We start from the raw sequence: 19,417 nt of genomic DNA on the forward strand, positions 1-19,417 counted from the left end.
GCGCCCATGTTCTTCACGGTACCCACGATCCTGACCTGGACGCGCATCGTCGCCATCCCGCTGATCGTGGGGGTCTTCTACCTGCAGATGCCGCCCGAGCCGGTGCAGAACCTGGTGGCCACCGCGATGTTCATCGTGTTCGCCCTGACCGACTGGCTGGACGGCTTCCTGGCGCGGCGCCTGAAGCAGACCTCGGCCTTCGGCGCGTTCCTCGATCCGGTGGCCGACAAGTTCCTGGTGTGCGCATCGCTGCTGGTGCTGGTGCACCTGGGCCGCGCCGACGTGTTCGTCGCGCTGATCATCATCGGGCGCGAGATCGCGATCTCGGCGTTGCGCGAGTGGATGGCGCAGATCGGCGCCTCGCGCAGCGTGGCGGTGCACATGCTCGGCAAGGTCAAGACCACCGTGCAGATGGTCGCCATTCCCTTCCTGCTGTACGACGGGCACCTGTTCGGCACGATCGACACCGGCGTGTGGGGCCACTGGCTGATCTGGGCCGCCGCCATCCTCACGGTCTGGTCGATGGTCTACTACCTGCGCAAGGCGCTGCCGGAAATCCGCCAGCGAGTGAAGTAATCCCCATGAACGACAAGGACCGGCAGGACCTGCTGCTGCGGGCCATGCCCGCGGTGTTCGTGCTGATCTGGAGCACGGGCTTCATCGTGGCGCGCTACGGCATGCCGCACGCGCCGCCGCTGAAATTCCTGGCCGTGCGCTACACGCTCTCGGTGGCGTGCTTCGTCGCCTGGGCGGTCGCCGCCGGAGCGGCCTGGCCGAGGAACCGCTCGCAGGCGATGCACCTGGCGGTGGCCGGCATCTTCATGCACGCCGGCTACCTGGGCGGCGTGTGGGCCGCCGTCAAGGACGGCATGGGCGCGGGCGTGTCCGCCTTGCTGGTCAGCCTGCAGCCGGTGCTGACCGCCTTCTGGGTGTCGGGCCGCGGGGGCGAGGTCGGACGGCGGCAATGGATGGGCCTGGCGCTCGGGCTGGCCGGACTGGTGCTGGTGGTGTGGGAGAAGCTGGGCATCGGCGAGGTGCACGCGCGCAACCTGCTGTACGCCCTCATCGCGCTGCTGTCCATCACCATAGGGACGCTGTACCAGAAGCGCTTCGTGCAGCCCTGCGACGTGCGCACGGCCAACCTGGTGCAACTGGCCGCCGCCCTGGTCGTCACGCTGCCGTTCGCGCTGCTGGAAGCCGAAGCCATGCGGTGGACCACTGCGCAGGGCGGGCTCAATGCGGAGCTCGCCGGCGCGATGGCCTGGTCGGTGCTGGGCCTGACGCTGGGCGGCAGTTCGCTGCTGTACCTGCTGATCCAGCGCGGCGCCGCCACCACCGTCAGCAGCCTGATGTACCTGGTGCCGCCGACCACCGCGCTGATGGCGTGGGTGCTGTTCGGCGAACCGATCACCGCCGTGATCATCACGGGCGTCGCGCTCACCGCCGTGGGGGTGAGCCTGGTGGTGCGCTCGCCCGCACCGCTGCCGGCGGCCGCCCGGCAACGACCATCGAACCTGGAGCAACCATGAGCAAGAAGAGGATCGCCGTCATCGCCGGCGACGGCATCGGCAAGGAAGTCATGCCCGAGGGCGTGCGCGTGCTGGAGGCGGCCGCCGGCAAGTTCGGCATCGACCTGCAGTTCGACCATTTCGACTTCTCCTGCTGGGACTACTGCGAGAAGCACGGCCAGTACCTGCCGGACGACTGGAAGGACCGCATCGGCGGCCACGACGCCATCTTCTTCGGCGCCGTCGGCTGGCCGCAGAAGATTCCCGACCATACTTCGCTGTGGCAGTCGCTGCTGCTGTTCCGCCGCGAGTTCGACCAGTACGTGAACCTGCGGCCGGCCCGGCTGATGCCCGGCATCACCGCCCCGGTGGTACGCAGGGACGGCAGCCCGCGCCAGCCCGGCGAGATCGACATGTACATCGTGCGCGAGAACACCGAGGGCGAGTACTCCAGCATCGGCGGCCGCATGTATGCCGGCACCGAGCGCGAAATCGTCATGCAGGAGACGGTGATGTCGCGAGTGGGTGTCGACCGGGTGCTGAAGTTCGCCTTCGAGCTGGCGCAGTCGCGGCCGAAGAAGCACCTGACCAGCGCCACCAAGTCCAACGGCATCGCGATCACCATGCCGTACTGGGACGAGCGCGTCGCCGAGATGGCCAAGGCCTACCCCGGGGTGCAGCTGGACAAGTTCCACATCGACATCCTCACCGCGCACTTCGTCCAGCGGCCGGACTTCTTCGACGTGGTGGTGGCCAGCAACCTGTTCGGCGACATCCTCAGCGACCTGGGGCCCGCCTGCACCGGTACCATCGGCATCGCGCCCTCGGCCAACCTGAATCCGGACCGGCGCTTTCCTTCGCTGTTCGAGCCGGTGCACGGATCCGCCCCGGACATCGCCGGGCGCAACATCGCCAACCCGATCGGCCAGATCTGGTGCGGGGCGATGATGCTGGAGTTCCTGGGGCACAAGGATGCGCACGATGCGGTGCTGCGCGCGATCGAGCAGGTGCTGGACCCGAAGTCGGGGGCGCCGCGCACCCCGGACATCGGCGGCAACGCCGGCACCGGCGACCTCGGACGGGCCATCGCCGCGGCCCTCTGAGCGCCCCGGAAGCCGCGCCCCGCCTGTTGTAAAGCTGCCCGCCTTATTGACAGGGTGGGGTGCGGTGGCTTTAATCGGCGCCAGTGGTCCACGGCCGCGACAGAAGTCTCCCTCTTCCTGGCATCGGCCCCGCGACGGCGAGCCGCAGGAGAGACGGGAGACATGATTTTTTGAGGGACACCGTCCAACACCAACTCTCCAAGAGGGGCACCTGTGAACAAAACCGAACTGATCGAGCACATCGCGAAACACGCCGACATCTCCAAGGCGGCCGCCACGCGTGCGCTGGAATCGATGATCGGCGCCGTCAAGACGACGCTGAAGAAGGGCGGCTCCGTGTCGCTGGTGGGATTCGGCACCTTTGCGGTCGGCAAGCGCGCCGCCCGCAGCGGCCGCAATCCGCGCACCGGCGCGCAGATTAAAATCAAGGCTGCCAAGGTGCCCAAGTTCCGTCCCGGCAAGGCGCTCAAGGATGCGCTCAACTGACCGGTCAGCCTGCAGGTGGGGTGCTTAGCTCAGCTGGTAGAGCGGCGCCCTTACAAGGCGTAGGTCGGCGGTTCGATCCCGTCAGCACCCACCAACCACGAGAAGGCGAACGGATGTTCGCCTTTTGTTTTTCACCGGCACCCGCATATTTGTCGAGAGTCGCGCATGTTTGAATTCGTCCGCAAGCACACCAAGATCATGCAGGTCGTGCTGTTCCTGCTGATCGTGCCGTCGTTCGTGCTGTTCGGCCTGGAGGGCTACAGCAACTTCCAGGAACGCGGCGCGACGGTGGCCAAGGTGGACGGTCGCGAGATCTCGCAGTCCGACTGGGACAACGAGCACCGCACCCGCAGCGACCGCCTGCGCCAGCAGATGCCCAACCTCGACGCCAAGCTGCTGGACAGCCCGCAGACACGCTACTCGACCCTGGAAGAGATGGTGCGCGACCGTGTCCTGATCGCCGCCGCGCACAAGGGCCGGCTCATGGCCAGCGACCAGCGCCTCGCGCGCGAACTGCAGGGCAACGAGGTGATCGCCTCGCTGCGCGGCCCCGACGGCAAGCTGGACATGCAGGCCTACAAGGAACTGCTCGGCCGGCAGGGCATGTCGCCGCAGATGTTCGAGGAGTCCGTGCGCCAGGAGATCGGGCAGCGGCAGGTGCTGGCCGGGGTGGTGGCCAGCGGGCTGGCATCGCCGGCGCAGGCCGGCGTCTCGCTCGACGCCTTCTTCCAGCAGCGCGAAATCCAGGTGGCCCGCTTCGACCCGGCCGACTACGTTGCCAAGGTGAACCCGGCCCAGGCCGACCTCGAGGCGTACTACAAGGAGCACCCGCAGCAGTTCCAGGCCCCCGAGCAGGCCGGCATCGAGTACGTGGTGCTGGACCAGCAGGCGCTGATGAAGGAGATGCCGGTCAACGAGCAGGACCTGCGCACCTACTACGAGCAGAATGCGCCGCGGCTGGAGGAACGCCGTGCCAGCCACATCCTGATCGCCGTACCCAAGGGTGCACCGGCCGAGCAGAAGGACAAGGCCCGCGCGCAGGCGCAGCAATTGCTGGAGCAGGTGAAGAAGGATCCCGACAGCTTCGCCGAAGTCGCGAAGAAGCACTCGCAGGATCCCGGATCGGCGCCCAACGGCGGCGACCTCGACTTCTTCGCGCGGGGTGCCATGACCAAGCCCTTCGAGGATGCGGCGTTCGCGCTCAAGAAGGGGCAGGTCAGCGACCTGGTGGAGTCCGAGTTCGGCTTCCACATCATCAAGCTCACCGACGTCAAGGGCCGCACCTTCGAGCAGATGCGCCCGGAACTGGAAGCCGAGATGCGCAAGCAGCAGGCGCAGCGCAAGTTCGCCGAGAGCGCCGACAGCTTCTCCAACGCGGTCTACGAGGCGGCCGACGGCTTCAAGTCGGTGGCCGATCGCTTCAAGCTGGACGTGAAGACCGCCACCGTGCAGCGCACACCCGCGCCGGGCACCACCGGCGTGCTGGCCAGCCCCCGGCTCCTGGAGGCCGTGTTCGCGCCCGAGAGCATCGAGAAGAAGCGCAACACCGAGGCGGTGGAAGTGGCCCCGGGCGTGCTGGCATCGGCACGCATCGTGCAGTACAGCCCGGCCCGCACCCGGCCGCTGGCGGAGGTGCAGGACGAGGTGCGCAAGCGCGTGATCGCAACGCGCTCGGCCGAGATGGCGAAGAAGGAAGGCCAGGAGAAGCTGGCCGCCTGGAAGGCCGATCCCGCGACCGCGAAGCTCTCGGAGAAGCTGGTGGTCTCGCGCGAGGACCCGGCGCGCCAGCCGCAGCAGGTGGTCGAGGCGGCGCTGCAGGCCGACCCCGGCGCGCTGCCGTCGCTGGTCGGCGCCGACCTCGGTGCGCAGGGCTACGCCCTGGTCAGGGTCAACCGCATCGTGCCGCGCGGCGAAGTGCCTGCGGCCGCGGCGCAGCAGCGGCAGGCGCTGTACACGCGCATGTGGACCAGCGCCGAGGCGCTGGCCTATTACGAGCTGCTCAAGGACCGCTACAAGGCGCAGATCCTGGTGCCCCGGCCCGCCGCGGAGGGCGCGGAAACGGCGGCGCGCTGACGGGCTGCGCCGCCGCGCGCGGCTATAATCGCGGTCTTTCCGTGGTGGCTGTAGCTCAGTTGGTAGAGTCCCAGATTGTGATTCTGGTCGTCGTGGGTTCGAGTCCCATCAGCCACCCCACCGAAACCCGAAGACATCAGGCCCTTGCGAGGGCCTGATGTCGTTCAGCGGGACTCCGGTGCGCTGCCTGCCGGTGGCAGGCTCCGGGACCCGGGCCGACGGCGGGCCGTGGCCCGACCCGCGCCGCCGCGCCTACTTCTGGTCCGGCTGCTTGGGATCCTGCTTGGCCTGCCGCGCCACTTCGGCGCCGGCGGCCCTGCGTTCCTTGCGCGCTGCTTGCCGCTCGGCCTTGGAGGCGGTACCTCTCGTGGCAGAAGTCTGGGGCTGCTCCCCAGGCTTGCCCGTCTTGGCGGCCTGGCGGGCCTCCTCGATGCACCGCTGGCGGGTGGCGGCCTGTTCGGCAGGGGTGCCCTGGGGCGCCGCTCTCCTGCATTGCTCGTCGTAGTCCACCTCGCCCCTCGATTGCGCGAACGCGACGGTTGACAGCAGCAGGCCGGAAAGGGCGATTGCGATCGCAGAGTGGTTCATGTCGTTTCTCCAGGTGACTTGGGATGGAATGGCAGGAGTTCGAAAGAATCGATCCCCTGGATCACTATCGACGGCGGTGGCGTGCGCAACTTGATTCCACGCAAGCGAAAACACTGCCCGCCGGGAGGCACGTCGCGACGGGCGACCCCGTGCCGCGAAGCCGGGTGCACCAACGGGCAGGGGACTTCCATGGTCAGCGCGCCTGCAACCGGTTGATGTATTCGACGAGGGACAGGATCCTCGCCCGGACAAGCGCCTCCGCGTCGTAGGGCATCTCGCCGTAGTACTCGGCATCGCGCACGCGGTAATCCATGCCCCAGATGGGCATGTCGCGCGGGCCGTGCGCGGCCACCTTGCCTCCTTCGATCGATTCGTACAGGCGGTTGATCGGCAGGATCCCTCCGTTGCTCCTGGCCAGTTGCGTGAGATCGGGCGGGCTGCGCCGCAACAGGTCCGCCATCGGCCCCTTGCCCTTGCCGTCGCGGCCGTGGCAGCTTGCACAGTTGGCGTCGAATTCCCGCCGTCCGACATCGATCACGCGCTGCTGCCCCGGCGGTTGGGCGTTCGTCTGCGCAGGGGAGGGCTGGGCGCCCGCTGCGCCAGCCATCAGGGCTGACCCAAGGAGCCCTGCGATCAAGGGGGCGGCTCTGCAGTTCATGGGTGGACCTTTCCCGGTTGAAAAGTGCCCATTCCATTCCCGTGTCGGTGCGACGGCTTGATTGCACGCAAGCGCCAGCCCACCCGCAGGTTCGGGCCTCGACCATGCAACTACGGGCCCGGCCCCGGTATTTCTACAGAAGCCGCGCCGCACCGATCGCCAGACAGTGGGCTTCCAGATCCTGGAGCCACCCGATGCACGCCCACCCCAATCTGCATGGCTTGCCGGCAGCCAATGTCGTGCCGCTCGCCTCGCCTGCATTCCCCTCGATCCCTTCGGACGGGGGATTCGCCGGCTGTGTTCCGTGCCAGTTGCGGCAGGAGTGCATCGCAGCCTGCATGGCGCGGAGCGCGAGGCGGTCGGCGGGCCAGCTGCTGATCGGGCGCAGGCGAGTGCGCAAAGGGGAGTGCCTGTATCGCGAGGGCCAGCCCTTCCGTTTCGTCTACGCGGTGCGGTACGGCACCTTGAAGACGGCTTTCTCGCTCGACGATGGCGACGAGCAGGTGTCCGGCTTCTTCTTCGCGGGTGAACTGATCGGCTTGGAGGGCCTGGCGCGCGGCCGCCACGTCAGCCATGCAGTGGCGCTCGAGGACTCCGAAGTCTGCTGCATTCCCTATGAGGAAATGGCTCGCCTGCCCGCAGCGGGAAGTGCGCCGGCCCCGGCCGTCCGCCTGGCCCAGCTGGTCTCGTCGGAGCTGGTGCGGGACCAGGCAGCCAAGGCCATCGCCGCGCTCAGGCAGGCGGACCCGCGGGTCGCCGCATTCCTGCTGATGCTGTCCGGCCGCATGCGGGAGCGGGGCCTGTCCGGCTCCGAGTTCGAGCTGCGCATGTCGCGCGCGGAGATCGGCAGTTACCTCGGGTTGACGCTGGAAAGCGTCAGCCGCGCCTTCGCGTCATTCGCCGTGCAGGGCTGGATCGAGGTGCACAAGCGCAGCGTGCGCGTGCTTTCCTGGGGTCCCCTGGAGCGGCTGTGCCTGCCGGCGCTGTCGGCCGTCCAGGATCGCCAGGTGCCTGGCGTCGACCGCGAGCGCGAGTCGGCCTGCGTCACAGGCGCGAGGACGCGAACGCGATCAGCTCCGCTCCGCTGCGCAACTCCAGTTTCTGCTTGATGTTGGCGCGGTGGAAGTCCACGGTGCGTACGCCCAGGTCCAGCGCACTCGCGATTTCCTTGGTCGTCTTGCCCCGCTTGAGCAGTTCGAGGATTTCGATCTCGCGGGCCGTCAGCGAGCAGGCCGCCGGCGCGGCCGTGGCGGCCGTTCCATTGCGCCGGCACAGCTTGGCGGCGATTCGCGAAGCCAGCCTGGGGCTGATCCACCGCTCGCCGGCCAGTGCGGCCCGCGCGGCGGGCACGATGTTCGCGTACGCCGTCTCCTTCATGACGTAGCCGGCGGCGCCGAGCGCCAGCACCTGCTCGCCGTAGAGCATCTCGTCCTGCATGGACACGACCAGCACGGGCCGGGGGCCTTGTGCCGCCACGGCCTGGCGGACGGTCTCGAGCCCCTGCGAGTCGCCAAGGCCCATGTCGGTGATCACCAGATCGGGGCGGATCGCGGCGATGGCGCGCAAGCCGTCGGAAAGCGATCCGGCGCCGGCCGCCACTTCCAGGCCGTCGCACTTCAGCAGTGTTTCCAGGCCGAAGCGAACGATGTCGTGATCGTCGATCAGCAAGACAGTGCTCATCATGGTCTGCGAAGAGCTGCCTGCCATCCTATGCGCGCTGGTGGGGCGGGTTCAAGCTCAGCTGGTCGGTCCCCATGAGTGCCTGGTGGCCTCACGCCGTTTCGATCGCGTGGCCCGGGGTGCGAACGGGCTCCCGATGGGGCGTGGGCATCGGAAAGGTGATCCGTACGCGCGTGCCACCCAGGGGTGAGGCGGCCAGCTCGATATCCCCGTCGATCGCGAGCGCCCTGGCCCGCATGGACCTGAGCCCGAGGCCGGGGTGCAGCTCCAGGTCCTGAGGTCGCAAGCCGATCCCATCGTCATCGATCGTCAGCCGGCCCACGAGCGCGGTGCCGGACAGCATCACGCGGATGCGAGTCGTCGCCGCGTGCCGCACGGCATTGGCGACCGCCTCCTGCGCGATGCGGAACAGGTGCCCCGCGGCTTCGGGCGAGAGCCGGCTGAAGTCGCCGCGGGAGACGAAGCTGCAGCGCGCTCCCGGGCGGCTGAACTGCGCAACCAGCTGTTCGAGCGCGGCGGTCAGCGCGCCCTGCTGCTCGCCGGCCGGCAGGATGCCCCGCGAGATCTGGCGCAGGCTCGCGATCGCCCGTTCGAGCTGGGCCAGGGCCCGGGCGACCAGCGAGCGGTCGCCCGGCTGCAGCCTCGGCTCCAGCTGGGCCAGGAGCAGGGAAGCCCCCGCGAGCGTGGACCCCACGTTGTCGTGCAGCTCGCTGGCGATTTCGGCCTGTCGCCGGTGCATCTGCTGCACGAGCGCGCGCTGGAAGCGCGCATGCATGCGCTGCACGTCGGATTGGGCGCGCGAAAGCCCGGCGGCGTTCTCGTGCAGGCGTCGGCGAAGTTCATTGGCCTCCGAGAACGCCAGCGGGCCCGAGGGCAACTGGAGTGGAGGGTGGAGGGCCTCGTCCACCAGGGCGTTGACCGAACGAACGATGTTCCTTCGCAAGCGGACCGCCAGCCAGAGTCCCAGCGCAAGGAGCACGGCAGCGCCGGCGGCCAGGTACGCGGCCTTGCCCCAGACGGGTGCATAGAGCGTGGCCTGCGGAACGCTCACGACGACGCTCCAGCCGAGCGTGGGCAGCGTGCGGAAGGCCGTCAGAACGGGCAGGTTGTCCAGGGTGGTGGATTCGGCGATTCCCTCCTCGTCGCGGAGCATGCGCGCGCGCAGGTCCGGCGAGATCGTGCGCCCGGCGAAGATATCCGGCTGCGGGGCGCGGGCCACCAGCACGCCCTGGCTGTCGACGATCGCGGCGATCCAGCCGAACGGCGCGTTGTCCAGCAGGTGCTGCAGGCGACGCACCTCCAGGGCGCCCGCCAGCGCGTAGAGAACGCGCCCATCGCGGACCACGGGTATGGCGACGCCCACGATCAGGCGACCCGAAACCGGCGCCCGCGCGACGTCAATGAGGTCTGCCTGGCCGGTCCTGGCCACCTTGGCCAGTGCTTCCGTACTGCGGCTCGGCAGGGGCAGGCCCGGGTCGATCCGCGTGTTGACCACGTGCTCGCCGCCGGGCCGGATCAGGACGATGCCGTCGAGGCCTGCCACCAGGGCCGTACGCCGTGCCTCGGCGTCGAACGAGTCCCAGCCGGAATTGTCCGCGGGCACCTGCTCGGCCAGTTGGCCGAGATGGCGCTGGATGCCTTCGATGTGGACCCGCAGCCCGCGCGACAGCAGCACCGTCCTGGAAAGCAGTTCCTCTTCGGTGACTGCGCGCGAGTTGCGGGTTTCCAGGACGACGAGTGCAACGGCGGCGAGCAGTGCGGGCAGGTAGATCGCCAGCACGAGCTGGACCAGCAGGGACCGGATGCTCGGTGCGCGGCGGTGCAGGAGATCGCGAGAAACGGTTGGCACCGGCACAGTCTGCTGGGCTCGCCCGGAATGTCTTTGCGTACCATCAAGATGGCGCGAGGCAGGCCGACAGCGCACCGCCGCCATGGCATCCCGGCCGTGCCTGCGGCCAATCGCCGTATTCCCACGTCCACCGGCGATGCTTCCTAGGCACCGACCCCCAGCCGATCGACGACCTTCGAGACGCCGGGCGCGGCCGTCGCAGTGCCGATCGCTGCATCGTGCTCGGCCAGCGAATCGACCCTGCCCTTGAGGGTCACGATGCCGCCGTCCACTTCGATGGAGATGCGCGAAGCCTCGCGGTGCGCGTGCCGGGTGAATGCCGCCATGATCTGGTCCCGGATCCGCTGGCTGTCGGCGGAGGTCCGCACCGTGATCTCGTTCGTCACGCCCCGCACGCCCGCCAGCGGCTCGACGGCGCGCTCAGCCGCCCTGGACTGGTACAGCCACTCGACTTCGCCGCTGAGCGTGACCCAGCCGTCCTCGACCTCGACGCGGACGCTCCCGGGCGGCACGAAGGTGTGCCAGCCCAGCGACTGGATGGCCGCCTGCGCCAGCTCGGTATCGTTGCGCTTGTGCCCGGGCGCGAGGCTCACCTCGAGGTCGAGCGCAATCCCCCGTACCCCGGCCACGCGCCTGACGGCGCGCTCGACGGCCCATTTCTGCATGTACGTGGGCAGCGTACCGCTCACGGTCACGACCCCGTCCTTGACGGCGACTCCGACCCGGCCGGAATCCACCGCCGGGTCCCAGGCCAGCTCGACGGCCACGTCTTCCTTGATCTGCGCATCGGCTTTCATGCGATCGACTCCTTGCAAGTTGAAGGGGCGCCTGTCCATTGCAGGCGGGCCTGCGAATCTAGGCCTGCTGCGCCCGCCACCCTTGATCGCACGCAAGACGGCTTCCGGGCGACAGGGGTGCCTTGCGCGTGCGCAAGATGGCTGCCCGCGCGAAGCCGATGATGCTGGGTGCCGTCTCCGGCAGGAGCTGAAGAACCGCGCGCTGAACGGCGCCCTTTGCATGGCCCACCCATCCGATGAGCACCGTGCAGCCGGACTCTCCATCGGTGAGGCCCGGGCGCGGCTGCTGCGCCATGGCCCGAACGGGATCGAGAGGCCCCGCCGGCGGGGCTTGCGTTGCTGGCGGAAGTGCTGGCCGAGCCGATGTTCCGGCTGCTGGCCGCGGCGGGGCTGTACCTTCTGATCGGCGAGCCGGCCGACGGCTTGCTGTCCGCCCGTTTTGCCTGCATGACTGTCGGGCTGGTGCTCTGGCAACGCTGGCGCAGCGACCGGGCGTTGGAGGGCCCGCGCTCGCGCGCTGCCCCACTGGCTCGCGTGCGCGGCGGGACGGCCGGGTTGCGCCGGCTGCCGGCGACCGTGGTTCGGCTTGCGCGGAAGCTTGATTGCGCGCAAGGCGACCCCGCCGCCCGACCGAATACTGGACCGCTCGCACCCCGGGAGATTCCCATGAGCGCCAAGCAACTCCTCTTCCACGACGACGCCCGCGACCGCATCCGGCGCGGCGTCGAGATCCTGGCGGAAGCGGTCAAGGTCACGCTGGGGCCGCGCGGGCGGACCGTGCTGCTGGAGCGCGAGTTCGGCGCCCCGCAAATCGTTAATTCGGGCGTGGTGGTGGCGCGCTCGATCGAGCTGGAGGACCGGTTCGAGAACATGGGCGCGCAGCTGCTGCGCGAGGTCGCCGCACGGACCAGCGAGATGGCCGGCGACGGCACCACCACGGCCACGGTGCTGGCCCACGGCATGGTGCAGGAGGGCCTGAAGCACCTGGCCGCCGGCATGAACCCGATGGAACTGCGGCGCGGCATCGAGCGCGGCATCGAGGCCGTCGTCGGCGAGATCCGGCGCATGGCGCAGCCCTGCACGTCATCCGAGGCGATCGCCCACGTGGCCGCCATCTCCGCCAACAACGACCGCTCCATCGGCGAGCTGATCGCGCGCGCCATGGACAAGGTCGGCCGCGAAGGGGCGATCACCATCGAGGACGGCAGCGGCATCGCCAGCGAGCTGGAGGTCGTCGAAGGCCTGCAGTTCGACCGCGGGTTCCTGTCGGCGTACTTCATCAACAACGCGGAACGGCAATCGGCGGTGCTGGAGAACGCCTGCATCCTGCTGCACGAGCAGAAGCTGTCGTCGCTGCAGGAGATGCTGCCGCTGCTGGAGGAGGTCGCCAAGGCCGGCAGCCCCCTGCTGGTGATCGCCGAGGACGTCGAAGCCGATGCCCTCGCCACGCTGGTGGTCAACACCGTGCGGGGGGTGATCCGCAGCTGCGCCGTGCGGGCGCCGGGCTTCGGCGACCGGCGCAAGGCGATCCTGCACGACATCGCCGCGCTCACCGGAGCCAGCGTGGTTTCGGCCGAGACGGGCCTGGGCCTGGAGAAGGTGCGCATCGAGCACCTCGGGCGCGCCCGCCGTGTCGAAGTCGACAAGGAGCACACCACGCTGGTCGGCGGCGGCGGCGACCCGTCGCGGGTGCGCGACCGGATCGCGGCGATCCGGCGCGAGCGCGCTACGGCCAGCAGCGAGTACGACCGCGGGCAGCTCGACGAACGGATCGCCAAGCTCTCCGGCGGCGTGGCGCTGATCAAGGTCGGGGCGGCGACGGAGACCGAGCTGAAGGAGCGCAAGCTGCGGGTCGAGGATGCGCTGCACGCCACGCGCGCGGCGGTGGAGGAAGGCATCGTGCCCGGCGGCGGGGTGGCCCTGCTGCGGGCGCGCAAGGCGTTGCACGACGTGCGGCTGCCGAGCATGGACGAGGACTGCGGCCTGCGCATCGTCGCGCGCGCCCTGGAGGAGCCGCTGAGGCGCATCGCGGCCAACGCGGCGGTGGAGCCCTCCATCGTGCTGCACCGGGTCGACGACGCGACCGAGCCCGCGTGGGGCTACAACGCTGCGACCCGCGACTATGGCGACCTGCTGGCCATGGGCGTGATCGACCCTGCGAAAGTGACGCGGCTGGCGCTGCAGAACGCCGGCTCGATCGCCAGCCTGATCCTGACGATCGACTGCATGATCGGCGACGCCAGGCGCGCCCACGGGCCGTCGCCCGGCGTGCCGCCGGAGATGCTTTGACCGCCGGTGGCGGCACCATCGCAGGCCTCGACGCGAAGGTCGCGGCCCTGCGCGATCCGGGCAGCTACCCGGAGCCGGTGTCCCGGGTCGAGGCCCTGGAGACCCACATGTCCTGGGTCTTCCTCACGCCCCGGCATGCCTGGAAGCTGAAGAAGCCGGTGTGCCTGGAGGAGCAGGATTTCAGGACCCTGGAGGCGCGGCGCTTCTACTGCGAGGAGGAACTGCGGCTCAACCGGCGGCTGGCACCGCAGGTCTACCTCGCGGTGGTGCCCTTGCGTGTCGGCGGCGACGGGCGGCTGCGCGTGGGCGGCGCGGGGGAGGTGCAGGACTGGCTGGTCCAGATGCACAGGCTGCCGGCAGCGTCGATGCTGGATCACCTGCTGGCCACCGGCGCCGCGTCGGCGCCTCACATGCGGGCGGTGGCTGCGCGCCTGTGCGCGTTCTACCGCGGCCAGCCGCCCGCGCCGGTGGACGCGGCCGGGTATCGCCACCTGCTCTCCGGCCACGTGCGGGATTCCGGGCGCGACCTGTGCCGACCCGAAGGGGGCCTTCCGGAGGAAACGGTCAGGGCCGTGTGCACCGCGCAGCGTGCGCTCCTGCGCTCGGCAGCCACCCTGCTCGAGCGACGGGTCCGGCAGGGCCGGGTCGTCGAGTGCCACGGCGACCTGCGGCCTGAACACGTGTACCTGGGCGAGCCGCTGGCCATCATCGACTGCCTCGAGTTCTCGCTGCGCCTGCGGATCCAGGATGCCGCCGACGAGGTCGGCTTCCTGGCGCTGGAGTGCGAGCGCGCCGGCGCAGCGCCGCTGGCCGAGGTCCTGCTCCAGGCCTACCGTCAGGGCAGCGCGGATGACGTGCCCCGCGAACTGGCCCACCTGTACCAGAGCTGCCGCGCGATCGTGCGCGGCCGGTTGGCGGTCCGGCACCTGCTCGAGCCGCGCACGGACGCCGCCAAGTGGCGGCGGCGGGCACGCCAGTACCTGGCGCTGGCCATCCGGCACCTGCGCGCCGCCGGCATCAGGCCTGCACCAGATCGGTCAGCGAGCCGCCGGCGTGCATCCGCCGGATCGCTTCGGCGAACAGCGGTGCGGTCGGAAGCACCGTGAGCTTGTCGCGCGCGGGTCCCGGCGGCAGGCGCAGCGGCGGCACCGAGTCGGTCACGGTGACGCCGGCCAGTGCATCGTCGGCGAGCACGCGGGCGGCGTCGCCCGTGAACAGGCCATGGGCCGCGCCTGCATGGACGGCCTCGGCGCCGCGCCTGCGGCATGCCGCCGCGGTGCGTGCCAGGGTGGTGCCGCTGCCGATCAGGTCGTCCACGACAATGGCGACCCGGCCGGCGACGTCCCCCACGAACAGGTCGCCGCTGACCACGCCTTCGCTGCGGTGCTTTTCCGCGAATGCCGAGCCCACGGGACGGCCCAGCAGCGTGGCCAGGCGCTGCCGGAAGGCGTCGGCCCGGTGGATGCCGCCCGCGTCGGGTGCGACCACCACGGCGTCGCGCGGGCCCACCAGCTGGGCGAAGTGCGCGGCCATGAGTCCGTGCATTTCGAGGTGCTCCGCCGGGCGGCGGAAGGCGTTCTGGTAGGCGGCGGGATTGTGCACTTCCAGCGTCACGATGCGGTCCATGCCGACCGACTCGAGCAGGGCTGCCACGTACCGCGTGGTGACCGGATCGCGCGCCTTGCTCCTGCGGTCCTTGCGCGCATAGGCCAGGTAGGGGACCACCGCCGTCACGCTCGCCGCCGATGCGTCCTTCAGGGCCCCGACGAGGAACAGCAGCCGGCACAGCTTGTCGTTGACGCTGCGGTGGGCGTCGCCGTACAGCGAATGCAGCAGGTACACGTCGCGGCCGCGCACGCTGGCCAGCGGCCGCGACTTGTGCTCGCCGTCCTCGAACTCGCGCTCCTCGTGCGGCGCCAGCGCACGGTCCAGGCAGCGCGCCACGGCCTCGCCCCACTCGCGACTTCCCTCCAGCGCGAAAAGGCAGGGCCCGTCGGGTGCGCAAGTCGCCTCGGGGCGGCTGGGGCTGGCGATGTGCATGGGGATCTCCCGAAAGATGCCGGCCACCATGCTGCTTGCACCGGCTCCTGCGGGCTTGCGCCGGATCAAGGCGGGCGAGGTGCCGCGGACGGAGGAACTGCTCGCCCCGGATGTGTTCGTCCGCACCGTTCAGCTGTGCGCCGCACCGCCCCGGACGGGGGCGCGCGCTTGATGCGGCTCAAGTCGCGGCCAGGGGGCGGTGCCGATCATGTCCCCGCGAGGACGTTCCCATGACCGAACCGCCACCTGCCGGCGCCATCCGCATCCGCAAGGACGTGGGTGCGCTGCATCCGCCGCCGAACCTCGGCGACTATGAGGCCGTGCGGGCCGCCTTCAGCTGGGATGCGGCGCGCCGTCTGCTCGACGGCCTGCCCGGCGGTCGCGGCCTGAACATGGCGCACGAGGCGGTGGACCGCCACCTGCTGCACGGCCGCGGCGAACGCGCGGCACTGCGCTGCATCGCCCGGTCGGGCGAGCGCCGCGAACTGAGCTTCCGTGCCTTGGCCGAGGAGACCAGCCGCTTCGCCAATGCGCTGGAATCGCTCGGCGTCGAGCCTGGCGAGCGCGTGTTCGTGATGATGGGCCGGGTGCCGGAGCTCCACGTCGCGGTGCTCGGGGCGCTCAAGGCGCGTTGCGTGGTCACGCCCTTGTTCTCCGCTTTCGGGCCGGAACCGATCGCCGCCCGGGCGGCGATGGCCGACGCCCGCGTGCTGGTCACGACGCCCGAGCTGTACCGGCGCAAGGTGCAGGGCCTGCGCGAGCGCCTCCCCGGCCTGCGCCACGTCATCCTGGCCGGCGAAGGCGCAGCCGAGGGGCCGGGCGTGCAGCGCTGGGACGAGCGGGTCGGGCAGGCCAGCCCGGTGTACACCATTGCGCCGACCGCAGCCGAGGACATGGCCCTGCTGCACTTCACCAGCGGCACGACGGGCCGGCCCAAGGGGGCGGTGCACGTGCACGACGCCGTGCTGGCCCACCTGGTCACCGGGCTGCATGCCCTGGACCTGCACGAGGACGACGTGTTCTGGTGCACCGCCGACCCGGGCTGGGTCACGGGCACCAGCTACGGCATCCTCGCCCCGCTGTGCAACGGCGTCACCAGCGTCGTCGTCGAGGCGGAGTTCGATCCACAGCTGTGGTACGGCGTGCTGGCGCGCGAGCGGGTGTCCGTCTGGTACACGGCGCCGACGGCCATCCGCATGATGATGAGGCTGGGCACTGCCGCGGCGCGCGAACACGACCTGTCCGCGCTGCGCTTCATGGCGAGCGTGGGCGAGCCGCTCAACCCGGAGGCCGTGCTGTGGGGCCGGGAGGCCTTCGGACTGCCGTTCCACGACAACTGGTGGCAGACCGAGACCGGCGGGATCATGATCGCGAACTACGCCGCCATGGACGTCAAGCCCGGGTCCATGGGCAAGCCGCTGCCGGGGATCGAGGCCGCCATCGTGCGCCGCTCCGCGGCGGGCGCGGTCGAACCCGTCGTGGATCCGTCCATCGAAGGGGAACTGGCGCTGAAGGCGCCGTGGCCGTCCATGATGCGCGGCTACCTGCACGAGGACGAGCGCTATCGCAAGTGCTTCGCGCAAGGCTGGTATCTCACGGGCGACCTCGCCCGCCGTGACGAGGACGGCTACTTCTGGTTCGTCGGCCGGGCCGACGACGTGATCAAGTCCGCCGGGCACCTGATCGGGCCGTTCGAGGTGGAGAGCGTACTCCTGGAGCATCCCGCGGTGGCCGAGGCCGGCGTGATCGGCAAGCCCGACCCGGTGCTGGGCGAAGTGGTCAAGGCCTTCGTCGCGCTCAAGCCGGGGCGCGAGGCGGGCGAGCCGCTGCGACGCGAACTGCTCGGGCATGCGCGCCGGCGACTCGGCGCCGCGGTCGCGCCCAAGGAGATCGACTTCCGGGCCGGCCTGCCGCGCACGCGCAGCGGAAAGATCATGCGCCGGCTGCTGAAGGCGCGCGAACTGGGCCTGCCCGAGGGCGACCTGTCCACGCTGGAGAGCGACGAGCGATGAACGCCAAGCTGCACCTCGACCGCGCCCGCCTGCAGCAGCTGTACCGCGAGATGCTGCGGATCCGCCGCTTCGAGGCCAAGTGCGTGGAGCTGTACCAGGCGCAGAAGATCCGGGGCTTCCTGCACCTGTACGACGGCCAGGAGGCGGTGGCGGTCGGCGTGGTCGGCGCCCTCGAGCCGCGCGATGCCGTCGTCGCCACCTACCGCGAACACGGCCAGGCGCTGGCGCGCGGCGTGCCGATGCCGGCGCTGATGGCGGAGATGTTCGGCAAGGAGCAGGGCTGCTCGCGCGGCCGAGGCGGCTCGATGCACGTGTTCGACGCCGCGCGCCGCTTCTTCGGCGGCAACGCCATCGTGGGCGGCGGCCTGCCGCTGGCCGCCGGCATCGCGATGGCCGACGCCCGGCTGCGCGCCGGCGCCATCACCGCCTGCTTCTTCGGCGAGGGCGCCGTGACCGAGGGCGCCTTCCACGAAACCATGAACCTGGCCGCGCTGTGGCGGCTGCCGCTGCTGCTGGTGTGCGAGAACAACCTCTATGCCATGGGCACGCCGCTGGCCGATGCGGAATCGCAGACGGCCATCCACCTCAAGGCGCAGGCCTACCGCATGGCTGCGCAGAGCGTGGATGGCATGGACGTGGTCGCCGTGGAGGCGGCCGCCGCGCGGGCCGTTGACCGGGTGCGCGCAGGCGGTGGCCCGTTCCTGCTCGAGTGCCGCACCTACCGGTTCCGGGCCCATTCCATGTTCGACGCGCAGGGCTATCGCACGGCGGACGAGGTGGAGGCCTGGCGGCGGCGCGACCCGATCGAGTGCCTGCGCCGCTGGATGCTGGACACCCGCCAGGCCGGCGAGACGGCGCTGGCCGCGATCGAACAGGGCGTGGACCAGGAGATCGCCGCGGCAGTCGCGTTCGCGGAAGCCGGCACGCTGGAGCCGGTCGAGGCGCTGGAGCGCTTCGTGCTGATGGACAGCGTGCCGCAGGAGCAGCCGGGGGCGCTGCCATGAATCTGCCGCAACGCATGACCTACCGCGAAGCCTGCCGGCAGGCCATCCGCCAGGCCCTGCTGGAGGATCCGCGCACCTTCGTCATGGGCGAGGACGTCGGCAAGTACGGCGGCTGCTACGCCGTGACCAAGGGGCTGCTGCAGGAGTTCGGTCCGCAGCGCATCGTCGACACGCCGCTGGCCGAGAACGGCTTCGTGGGCGCCGGCATCGGCGCCGCCGTCGCCGGACTACGGCCCATCGTGGAGATCATGACCTGCAACTTCAGCCTGCTGGCGCTCGACCAGATCCTGAACAACGCCGCCACGCTGCCGCACATGTCGGGCGGGCAGTTCGCCGTGCCGCTGGTGATCCGCATGGCCACAGGAGCCGGCCGCCAGCTGGCGGCGCAGCATTCGCACAGCCTCGAGGGCTGGTATGCCCACATCCCGGGGCTGAAGGTGTTGGCACCCGGGACCGTCTCGGACGCGCGCTTCATGCTCGCCGCCGCCCTGGCCGATCCCAACCCGGTGCTGCTGTTCGAGCACGTCGCCCTGTACAACCTGGAGGACACCATCGACCCCGGCCTGGCGCAGGCGGGCATTTCGACGGCGCGCGTGCTGCGGACCGGCCGGCACCTGACGCTCGCTTCGTATGGCGGCACCATCCCCAGGTGCCTGGATGCGGCCGAACGGCTGGCTGCGCAGGGCATCGAAGCCGAGGTGGTGGACCTGCGCGTCCTGCGGCCGCTCGATGACGACACGGTGGCCGCGTCGGTGGCGCGCACCCGCAGATGCCTGATCGTGGACGAGGGCTGGCGCAGCGGCTCGCTGTCGGCCGAGCTGGCCGCTCGCCTGTCCGAGCGTTGCTTCTACGAGCTCGATGCGCCAGTGCGGCGCGTGTGCAGCCGGGAAATGCCCGTGCCCTACGCGGCCCACCTCGAGGCGGCGGTGCTGCCCGGCGCGGACCAGGTGGCGGGTGCGGCCCGCGCGCTGCTGGGAAGGGATTGAGGGCATGCAGGACTTCCGCATGCCCTCACTGGGCGCCGACATGGAGAGCGGCCGGCTCGTCCAGTGGAAGGTCCTCCCGGGCAGCCGGGTGCGGCCGGGCCAGGTGGTTGCCGTCGTCGAAACGCAGAAGGGCGCGATCGACGTGGAAATCTTCCTCGACGGCGTGATCGAGCAGCTGGTTCCGCCCGGCACGGAGCTGGCCGTCGGCGCCCTGCTGGCGCGGGTGCGGACGGAAGGCGAGCCCGTCACGGCCGAGACGGCTCCGCAGCCGGCCGCCGCCTCCGGCGCGGCGGCCCGGCCGGCCCCCGTGCAGCCGCCGCCGGCCGTGCCCGCGCCTGTCGCCG

The 19,417-nt window shown here is 70.4% G+C and carries 18 protein-coding genes and 2 tRNA genes; 14 read left to right on the top strand and 6 right to left on the bottom strand.

The features are described from left to right. Window positions 1–6: 6 nt before the first annotated feature. From pgsA to V6M57_RS07495, 7 genes are all read left to right on the top strand, one after another. Entirely contained in the window at window positions 7–576 is a 570-nt protein-coding gene (pgsA, locus tag V6M57_RS07465; RefSeq protein ID WP_332814361.1) for a CDP-diacylglycerol--glycerol-3-phosphate 3-phosphatidyltransferase, read from the top strand. A 5-nt stretch (window positions 577–581) separates the two neighbouring features. Next, complete coding sequence (locus tag V6M57_RS07470) at window positions 582–1,529, top strand: DMT family transporter (RefSeq protein ID WP_332814362.1); 948 nt, start codon at window positions 582–584, stop codon at window positions 1,527–1,529. Then, window positions 1,526–2,611, top strand: coding sequence for a tartrate dehydrogenase (locus V6M57_RS07475; protein ID WP_332814363.1), 1,086 nt, complete (start codon window positions 1,526–1,528; stop codon window positions 2,609–2,611). The genes V6M57_RS07470 and V6M57_RS07475 overlap by 4 nt, the downstream gene beginning before the upstream one ends. Window positions 2,612–2,824: 213 nt before the next feature. Continuing rightward, window positions 2,825–3,097, top strand: coding sequence for an HU family DNA-binding protein (locus V6M57_RS07480; RefSeq protein ID WP_013901776.1), 273 nt, complete (start codon window positions 2,825–2,827; stop codon window positions 3,095–3,097). Between the two features lie 18 nt (window positions 3,098–3,115). Continuing rightward, window positions 3,116–3,191 (top strand) — tRNA-Val (locus tag V6M57_RS07485). 71 nt (window positions 3,192–3,262) lie between these two features. After that, a complete protein-coding gene (locus V6M57_RS07490; protein WP_332814364.1) occupies window positions 3,263–5,170 on the top strand; it encodes a SurA N-terminal domain-containing protein in 1,908 nt (635 codons plus the stop codon). 44 nt (window positions 5,171–5,214) lie between these two features. Continuing rightward, window positions 5,215–5,290, top strand: a tRNA-His gene (locus V6M57_RS07495). Window positions 5,291–5,422: 132 nt separating this feature from the next. Here the strand turns inward: V6M57_RS07495 and V6M57_RS07500 are convergent. Continuing rightward, complete coding sequence (locus V6M57_RS07500; protein ID WP_332814365.1) at window positions 5,423–5,758, bottom strand: hypothetical protein; 336 nt, start codon at window positions 5,756–5,758, stop codon at window positions 5,423–5,425. Between the two features lie 193 nt (window positions 5,759–5,951). After that, window positions 5,952–6,365 carry a c-type cytochrome gene (locus V6M57_RS07505; RefSeq protein WP_332814366.1) on the bottom strand — a complete coding sequence of 138 codons (414 nt, stop codon included), beginning with the start codon at window positions 6,363–6,365 and terminating at the stop codon, window positions 5,952–5,954. Window positions 6,366–6,610: 245 nt separating this feature from the next. Between V6M57_RS07505 and V6M57_RS07510 the strand changes: the two genes are divergently transcribed. Then, on the top strand, window positions 6,611–7,525 hold the full coding sequence (locus V6M57_RS07510; protein WP_332814367.1) for a cyclic nucleotide-binding domain-containing protein: 915 nt from the start codon (window positions 6,611–6,613) through the stop codon (window positions 7,523–7,525). Here the strand turns inward: V6M57_RS07510 and V6M57_RS07515 are convergent. The 3 genes from V6M57_RS07515 to V6M57_RS07525 all read right to left on the bottom strand — a co-directional run bounded on the left by V6M57_RS07515 (window position 7,461) and on the right by V6M57_RS07525 (window position 10,742). Continuing rightward, complete coding sequence (locus V6M57_RS07515) at window positions 7,461–8,096, bottom strand: response regulator transcription factor (protein WP_332814368.1); 636 nt, start codon at window positions 8,094–8,096, stop codon at window positions 7,461–7,463. The genes V6M57_RS07510 and V6M57_RS07515 overlap by 65 nt on opposite strands. A 91-nt stretch (window positions 8,097–8,187) precedes the next feature. Then, complete coding sequence (locus V6M57_RS07520; RefSeq protein ID WP_332814369.1) at window positions 8,188–9,876, bottom strand: sensor histidine kinase; 1,689 nt, start codon at window positions 9,874–9,876, stop codon at window positions 8,188–8,190. Between the two features lie 212 nt (window positions 9,877–10,088). After that, window positions 10,089–10,742, bottom strand: a complete 654-nt coding sequence (locus V6M57_RS07525) for a BON domain-containing protein (protein WP_332814370.1) — start codon at window positions 10,740–10,742, stop codon at window positions 10,089–10,091. Between the two features lie 666 nt (window positions 10,743–11,408). On the opposite strand from V6M57_RS07525, the gene groL reads away from it, so the two are divergent. Further along, the gene (groL, locus tag V6M57_RS07530) at window positions 11,409–13,031 is read left to right on the top strand and encodes a chaperonin GroEL (RefSeq protein WP_332814371.1); all 1,623 of its coding nucleotides are present in this window, start codon (window positions 11,409–11,411) and stop codon (window positions 13,029–13,031) included. Further along, window positions 13,028–14,137 carry a hypothetical protein gene (locus tag V6M57_RS07535; RefSeq protein ID WP_332814372.1) on the top strand — a complete coding sequence of 370 codons (1,110 nt, stop codon included), beginning with the start codon at window positions 13,028–13,030 and terminating at the stop codon, window positions 14,135–14,137. Before groL ends, V6M57_RS07535 begins: the two co-directional genes overlap by 4 nt. Here the strand turns inward: V6M57_RS07535 and V6M57_RS07540 are convergent. After that, on the bottom strand, window positions 14,049–15,071 hold the full coding sequence (locus V6M57_RS07540) for a ribose-phosphate diphosphokinase (RefSeq protein ID WP_332814373.1): 1,023 nt from the start codon (window positions 15,069–15,071) through the stop codon (window positions 14,049–14,051). The two genes, V6M57_RS07535 and V6M57_RS07540, sit on opposite strands and share 89 nt — an antisense overlap. A 230-nt stretch (window positions 15,072–15,301) precedes the next feature. Here V6M57_RS07540 and acsA point away from each other — a divergent pair, with 230 nt between their 5' ends. The 4 genes from acsA to V6M57_RS07560 all read left to right on the top strand — a co-directional run. Beyond that, window positions 15,302–17,083: an acetate--CoA ligase gene (acsA, locus tag V6M57_RS07545; protein WP_332814374.1), complete on the top strand. Its 1,782-nt coding sequence runs from the start codon at window positions 15,302–15,304 to the stop codon at window positions 17,081–17,083. After that, on the top strand, window positions 17,080–18,087 hold the full coding sequence (gene pdhA, locus V6M57_RS07550) for a pyruvate dehydrogenase (acetyl-transferring) E1 component subunit alpha (protein WP_332814375.1): 1,008 nt from the start codon (window positions 17,080–17,082) through the stop codon (window positions 18,085–18,087). The genes acsA and pdhA overlap by 4 nt, the downstream gene beginning before the upstream one ends. After that, window positions 18,084–19,073 (top strand): alpha-ketoacid dehydrogenase subunit beta, encoded by a 990-nt coding sequence (locus V6M57_RS07555; RefSeq protein ID WP_332814376.1) that lies wholly within the window; start codon window positions 18,084–18,086, stop codon window positions 19,071–19,073. Before pdhA ends, V6M57_RS07555 begins: the two co-directional genes overlap by 4 nt. A 4-nt stretch (window positions 19,074–19,077) precedes the next feature. Then, window positions 19,078–19,417, top strand: a 340-nt coding sequence (locus V6M57_RS07560; RefSeq protein ID WP_332814377.1) for a biotin/lipoyl-containing protein, incomplete at its 3' end; no start/stop codon positions are given.

This window comes from Ramlibacter sp., assembly GCF_036676645.1.
In the GTDB taxonomy this organism is placed as follows: Bacteria; Pseudomonadota; Gammaproteobacteria; order Burkholderiales; family Burkholderiaceae_C; genus Ramlibacter.

Bases quoted from the DNA above. Each gene is read 5' to 3' on its own strand.
- V6M57_RS07510 (WP_332814367.1), top strand. From the start codon at position 6,611: ATGCACGCCCACCCCAATCTGCATGGCTTGCCGGCAGCCAATGTCGTG.
- V6M57_RS07490 (WP_332814364.1), top strand. From the start codon at position 3,263: ATGTTTGAATTCGTCCGCAAGCACACCAAGATCATGCAGGTCGTGCTG.
- acsA (WP_332814374.1), top strand. From the start codon at position 15,302: ATGACCGAACCGCCACCTGCCGGCGCCATCCGCATCCGCAAGGACGTG.
- pgsA (WP_332814361.1), top strand. From the start codon at position 7: ATGTTCTTCACGGTACCCACGATCCTGACCTGGACGCGCATCGTCGCC.
- V6M57_RS07470 (WP_332814362.1), top strand. From the start codon at position 582: ATGAACGACAAGGACCGGCAGGACCTGCTGCTGCGGGCCATGCCCGCG.
- V6M57_RS07515 (WP_332814368.1), bottom strand. From the start codon at position 8,096: ATGAGCACTGTCTTGCTGATCGACGATCACGACATCGTTCGCTTCGGC.
- V6M57_RS07540 (WP_332814373.1), bottom strand. From the start codon at position 15,071: ATGCACATCGCCAGCCCCAGCCGCCCCGAGGCGACTTGCGCACCCGAC.
- pdhA (WP_332814375.1), top strand. From the start codon at position 17,080: ATGAACGCCAAGCTGCACCTCGACCGCGCCCGCCTGCAGCAGCTGTAC.
- V6M57_RS07500 (WP_332814365.1), bottom strand. From the start codon at position 5,758: ATGAACCACTCTGCGATCGCAATCGCCCTTTCCGGCCTGCTGCTGTCA.
- V6M57_RS07475 (WP_332814363.1), top strand. From the start codon at position 1,526: ATGAGCAAGAAGAGGATCGCCGTCATCGCCGGCGACGGCATCGGCAAG.
- V6M57_RS07555 (WP_332814376.1), top strand. From the start codon at position 18,084: ATGAATCTGCCGCAACGCATGACCTACCGCGAAGCCTGCCGGCAGGCC.
- groL (WP_332814371.1), top strand. From the start codon at position 11,409: ATGAGCGCCAAGCAACTCCTCTTCCACGACGACGCCCGCGACCGCATC.
- V6M57_RS07525 (WP_332814370.1), bottom strand. From the start codon at position 10,742: ATGAAAGCCGATGCGCAGATCAAGGAAGACGTGGCCGTCGAGCTGGCC.
- V6M57_RS07505 (WP_332814366.1), bottom strand. From the start codon at position 6,365: ATGGCTGGCGCAGCGGGCGCCCAGCCCTCCCCTGCGCAGACGAACGCC.